We start from the raw sequence: 6,159 nt of genomic DNA, 5'->3' as shown, positions 1-6,159 counted from the left end.
TGAAACACGGGAACTCCCCCCGTCGGCACGGGCACCGGCAATGTCCGGCACCACCATTAACTGGCCGCGGGCCCGGTTGAAAATAACGCGGTATAAATGCTTGTTCATTAGTAAAATCCTTTTTACTCTTTTCTGTATTGTTCTTATTTTTATTCCCGTCACGGGAAGTTATTTATCTTTGTTTATTGTCGGACTGGGCGCTCCGGCCCCTGATTTAATACTGCCAGTTCAAATTGAACCCCAGCGTCACCGGATTAGTTTTAAAACCATCGGGTTTTGAGGTGGGAATACCAGCAAACAGGTCATAACCGGTATTCAGGACATTTCCCCTTAACCCCAGCACCGCCCCTGCCAGATGTTTACCCAGCAGGTATTCACTGCCAGCCCCACCCACTTCGCCGTAATCCAGTCCGGCATATAATTCCTGAGACGGCAGCGGCGTTTGCCACGCCAGTTCATTACGGGTGAACCACCCCCGGTCTGCCGACAGGCTGAGTTCGCCGTCATAACCCCGTACCGTATAGCGACCACCAATAGAGAAGCGGTCCTGTGATGTCAGATTGGTGGAGGATGGCAACTGGCGCTGATACTGGCTGCGGAAACTGAATTTCTGCTCAAACAGGCTAAAAGGCAGGTCGAGGTTAGCCGAAAGCTGCACTATTTTGCTCAATGCTGTCGCCAGACCGGTGTACTCCTCCGGTACCGGCTGCGCGCCAAACCAACGGGTGCCCTGCTGGTAGTTCACTCCTGCATCCAGCGTCGCAGCATAAATATAATGACGATGCTGTAAACCCAGACGCCAGGCGGAGGTATTACGACGCTGAACTTCGACTTCCGTATCGTTAATATAGTTACGGGTCGATTTCATCAGCACATCGTAGGTCAGGGTGGTTTTTTGTGAGGCATCACGGTGCAGCAAACGGCTCAACCCAAAAGTCAGGTTGTTACTGTCACCGCTATAGTCATAATTTTCAATCAGGCCCGCCACTTTCTGGTTATAGTTATAGGCGCTGGTGGTGACATTAAAACCCCAATAACCATAAGGCACAGAATAATGAACCGTATAGTTATGGCTGCCCCGCTCGTTTTTCCATTGCAGGTCATGACCACCGGAAATATAGAAGATATCGCTCAGGGATAGCGGGTTATCCACATACAGGGTTAATCCCCCCTGATAACGGCCGGTGCTGGTGGTGCCCGAGTCATCCAGTGAGGCACCCAACCGCCAGTGTCGGCTCTGCTTCCAGCTGATGGCTAAATCGGTTTCCCCCGGCTCATCACCGGGCAGCATATTGACATCCGCCTGTACGCCAGGCACCCGACGCAGGTTCTCAACCCCTTGTTCAATGTCGCGCAGGTTAAGTAAGCTTCCTTCAGATACCGGCAGGGTATTAAACAACTGAATATAGCTGTCGCTTTCCGGCGTAAACAGAATATGGCTAACCTTGCCTTCCAGAATTTGCAGTTTCAGTTCACCGCTGTTGACATCCTGCGCTGGTGCTAATACCCGGCTGGTAATATAGCCCCGGTCAACCAGTCGGTTTTGAATGGCGCTCATCAGCAAATTAATGCCTTTACCGCCGATACACTGCCCTTTAGCCTGATTGGCTACCCGCTGCAACATTAGCCAGTTGGTTAAATAATCGCTGCCGCTTAACGTCACCTGATTGATGGTGATGCAGTTGGCTTCCTGTGGGAATTGCGCGATCGATGAACTTCCCGCAGGCAGTTCCATACGAACATCAGGCTGCTCCGGCGCAAGCTGTTCTTCCAGCGCTTTTTGACGTTCCTGTTGGTTGATAATTTGCTGATTATTGATGCGGTTCAACTCAGGTGCTGAATGGGCATAAAAGGCAAATGGCAGTAATGAGAATATGACCCAAAAATGCGGAAGGCTCCCTTTCCGATTCATAGGGGTGTGATTGTTTTTAAAAAGCATACCCTATCCGTGGTAATTTTATCCGTTATAAGAAATCAAGCAAAAGTCTTGAAGGGGCGCTTATTAGAATGCAACCGCCATTTAATAAAAATAGATTATTATTTCATTTTATCTTATAAAATAGAATATTATGTGAGATGCATGTATTTTTCTCCTGTTTACAAATTGTACTTTTACGAGGAAAAAAGGCTCTCGGGTAGAAAAAGAAGTGTTGTGTCTGACGATAACTATCAATATGAATAATCGAGTGTTCTTTTGGGATGATAATTGTAAATAAATAATAAAAGCTATTGATTAGATTAAGTTACAGCGCATTTCCAACAAAACTATATTTTGAAGTGTGAAAAACCCCGCACTCCAACTCTCATTGAAATGCGGGGTGAGGCAAATTTATAACTAACAACACATCAGTTGAGGAACATCATTTCCATAACCAATACTTTCTTCGCTCCAGACTATCTTCGCCGTGTTCTGTCACTGCCTCAATATTGGCATCGCCGGAAGGTTGCATGCCTCCGCCTGACGTAGATGCATTTGATGCTGGCGATGCTGGCGATGCTGGCGATGCTGGCGATGCTGGCGATGCTGGCGATGCTGGCGATGCTGGCGATGCAACCTTGTACCAGTCTAAACGACGTGTCAATGTCATAATGACAGCCAGTACGACAAACAAAAGTCCGGCACCCAACAACAGGGCATTATCTTCAGACTGCAACAGAACATACAACACGCCATACAGAATCAATAACCCGGCGGCAAAACTGATACCGCGCCATACCCCTTTCAGCACCGCGCTTAAATAGAAGCCAATCAGGCTGCTACAGCTTACCGCTGCAATACAGTAAGCCCAGGCAAAGCCGATACGTTCCGAGAGTGCCAGTAGAATAACGTAGAACACCATTAATGCCGCCGCCACCAGCAGATATTGCATCGGATGAATGGATAGCGACTTCAACACTTCAAACAGGAAAAAGGCAACGAAAGTCATACTGATAAACAGAATGGCATACTTCACCGTGCGCGTGTTTAGCTGGTAGTGGTTAACCGGTTCAATAAAGCTGGTGCTAAAGGTCGGGAAACCCGACATTCTGCTGCTTTCACTGTATTCCGTTTCAGTATAGCTGTATGAACTTGATGAACGCGCCTGGCTTTTGCGAATATCGCTCATATCATAACGATCAAAGTTATTATTGATATTATTAGCCAGCCAGCTGCTCTCCCAACTGGCGGTAAAGCCCTGTTCGGTTACTTCACGTTTTTTCGGTAAGAACTGCCCAAGGAAGTTTGGATGTGGCCAGTTACCGCTAAGATTAAAGGTTGAGGTTGCCCCAACCGGCATCAGCGCCAGTTGCCCCGTTCCCTGTAGAGAAACCGTAAATTCAAAATCCAGCGGCTGTGGAGAGGTCAGTATAGTTTCAGGGAAGACGGCATGCATTCCCTGAGGAAAGTCTGAATATTTCGTTCCGGATTGAAACACGCTCTGGAGCTGATTAAGTTTAACGGTTGGTACCGCGGTAATACCGCGGGAATCTGCCAGCGCTAATACCAGATAGGGTTTCTCATAGGTGATTTTGTCATTATTAACCAGATTCACTTTACCGAAGGAGCCTTTAAACTGTAACTGGCTCTGATAAACCTGAGTCTGATAAATACCTACCTTACGCGGTTCGACATTTACGCTACCGTCAACCGCCAGATTATCCGGCAGAAAATAACTCTGTCCCTGAACCCGGTTGACCTTTTTTATTGTTTTACCCTTTTTGGTGTCATCACTGACTATTTCAGTTTCAAGACGAACATAGGGAATCACTAATATCGGCCCGATAACTGTCTGTTCACCGCTGGTTCCATCTTTAATCTGACTAATGACGCTTTCCCGATATTGATTACGACCATCAATCATCTCCAGCACCATACCAATAGGTACTAACATCAGTAACGTGAGCACTATCAGTACAAAAATTTTCCAAAATAACGTTGAATTAATCATCAGCAAACACTCCTGTTCCTATTATGGCGTCAGGATAAATGTGCTGCGTGAACAGATGATGATGTTGTGTGAAGGCTATGTGAAGTAACGGGCTTATATTCAGCCAGGTGATTTATTTCTCTTTCACCGGCAGAATAAATATGGCTTTTGCTCCACCCTGTTCACCATTAATCAAACGAATGCTTCCCTGATGAATGGATGCCACTTCCCGCACAAAGCTAAGGCCCAGCCCGGTGCTTTTCTCTTTATCCGGTCGGGGTAAAGAATAAAAGCGGTCGAACACTTTATCTAATGCATAATCCGGCATGCCCGGGCCGCTATCCGCCACGATAATCCGGTAATGTTTATCAATAAACTCACCGCTAATGGCGATCTCACCCCCTTCTGGCGTAAAGTCCAATGCATTATCTAACAGATTACTGAAGGCTTGCTCCAGCAACAGCTTATCGCCACGAACGCTAACCGGAGCTTCAATCTGGCTGGTTAGCTGAATTTTACGGTGAGTAATTTGCGCTTCTTTAGCGGCAACAACGCTGTGCAGCACTTCCGCCAGATCGACCGGTGCCAGTTCCTGACGAATCCGGCTTTCTACCTGAGCCTGTTGCAACATGCGGTCAACCAGCAGTTGCAGCCGTTCATTCTGCTGTTGAATATTGCTGATAAAGCGCTGGGCTACGGGCTTTGGCGGCATCTCCTGCAAGATCTCTGCCGCTCCGCGAATGGCTGCCAGCGGACTTTTTAGTTCATGGGTCAGGGTATGGACGTACTTTTCAATATAGTCTTTACCTTCCAGCTTAATGCGCATACTTTCCAGCGCCCGGGCCAGAGTGGATAACTCGGGACTATCCATTTTTGGTAACGTTGGCGCATGACCATCCGCCACTTCACTGGCATAACGTACCAGACGCGAAATAGAACGGTTAATCCACCAGACAAACCCGGCACCAATCACCAGCGCAATACCTAATAAAATACCGCCAGCGATCTCCATTCGGCGTTCACTGCGACGAATTACCGGTTGCATAGTCTGGTTGGGTTTGGATACGGTTAGCGAGCCGATTATTTTTCCATCGGAGGATTTTATCGGAGCAGCCACGTACATCACCGAAGTACTTTCGTCTTCCGGATCGATCCGGGTACTGCGTGCTCCGTACTTTCCTTTCAGGGTCAGGTAGACATCATTCCAGCGCGAGTAATCCTGCCCCAGCGCTTCACCGCTGGAATCAAAAATAACTTTCCCTTTGCTGTCAGTAATATAGACCCGATACTCCATGCGGTTTTTGACTATATGGTCAATTTGCGCACCAATCGGTGTGCGATTAATATCCAGAAAAGCCTGAGCAATATGGCCCTGACTCAGATTACGGTTACGGATATCCTGTTCGGCAATTTGCGCCAAAAGATTGGCAGTATCGACCATCATTCCTTCCGTTGCCCGACGTACCCCTGGTTTCACTTCCTGAACAAATATGTTCATCACGAAGTAAGCAGCCACGGCTACAATCATAAAAAAGCCGAGCAATAAGCGAAAGCCGATTCTCATTTATCAGGACTCAGGCTGTATCCCAGACCACGATGGGTCTGAATCGGGTTGGTTTCTTCTGAAATTACGCGCAGCTTGGCCCTTAAGGTTTTGATATGGGTATCTACGGTGCGATCCAGACTCTCTTCCGCATCCTGCCATACCAGATCCATCAACTGCTGGCGGGAGAATACCCGACGGGGTGATTTAATCAGCGTTCGGAGTAGCAGATATTCATAGCGGGTTAGCAATAACGTCTGACTGCAGAAAGTAATGGTCGCACCTTCCTCATCCAGCCCAAACGCGCCATAGCTGGGTAACATTCTCTGCTGTTTTTCCAGACGACGCAGGATAGTTCGAACTCTGGCGCTGACTTCACGGGGAGAGAAAGGCTTGGCGATATAATCATCAGCGCCGATTTCCAGACCAACAATGCGATCCAGCTCTTCGCTACGGGCGGTAAGAAAAATCAGCGGCAGATCGGCGGATTGGGCCAGCATACGGCGACACAAGTCAAAGCCATTAATATCCGGTAATCCAACATCAAGAATCGCTAATGCAGGACGGCTCTGATTCAGGGCCACCAGTACCGGTTCACCGCGTTCAAACCAGCGAACCTCAAAACCGTCCGTCTCTAACGTATAAATTAGGGTATCCGCGATACTTGCTTCATCTTCAACCAGCCAAATTAGTGACATAACCTTATTC

5 protein-coding genes are annotated in these 6,159 nt (G+C 47.9%); all 5 read right to left on the bottom strand.

What is annotated here, in order from left to right:
- Nucleotides 1-108 (bottom strand): ESPR domain-containing protein (locus tag LPW36_RS18005; protein ID WP_420844783.1); only part of this gene is annotated, 108 nt, incomplete at its 3' end.
- Between the two features lie 106 nt (nt 109-214).
- Nucleotides 215-1,912: a ShlB/FhaC/HecB family hemolysin secretion/activation protein gene (locus LPW36_RS13835; protein WP_420844791.1), complete on the bottom strand. Its 1,698-nt coding sequence runs from the start codon at nt 1,910-1,912 to the stop codon at nt 215-217.
- Nucleotides 1,913-2,360: 448 nt separating this feature from the next.
- Nucleotides 2,361-3,929, bottom strand: a complete 1,569-nt coding sequence (creD, locus tag LPW36_RS13830) for a cell envelope integrity protein CreD (protein WP_230610557.1) — start codon at nt 3,927-3,929, stop codon at nt 2,361-2,363.
- A 112-nt stretch (nt 3,930-4,041) separates the two neighbouring features.
- Nucleotides 4,042-5,472 (bottom strand): two-component system sensor histidine kinase CreC, encoded by a 1,431-nt coding sequence (gene creC, locus LPW36_RS13825; RefSeq protein ID WP_230610555.1) that lies wholly within the window; start codon nt 5,470-5,472, stop codon nt 4,042-4,044.
- Nucleotides 5,469-6,149 (bottom strand): two-component system response regulator CreB, encoded by a 681-nt coding sequence (gene creB / locus LPW36_RS13820; RefSeq protein ID WP_230610553.1) that lies wholly within the window; start codon nt 6,147-6,149, stop codon nt 5,469-5,471. Before creB ends, creC begins: the two co-directional genes overlap by 4 nt.
- Nucleotides 6,150-6,159 lie beyond the last annotated feature (10 nt).

Source organism: Limnobaculum eriocheiris, from assembly GCF_021010575.1.
Lineage (GTDB): Bacteria > Pseudomonadota > Gammaproteobacteria > Enterobacterales > Enterobacteriaceae > Limnobaculum > Limnobaculum eriocheiris.
Note: the sequence above shows the minus strand (reverse complement) of the source record. Positions and strands in the feature narration are given on the sequence as shown.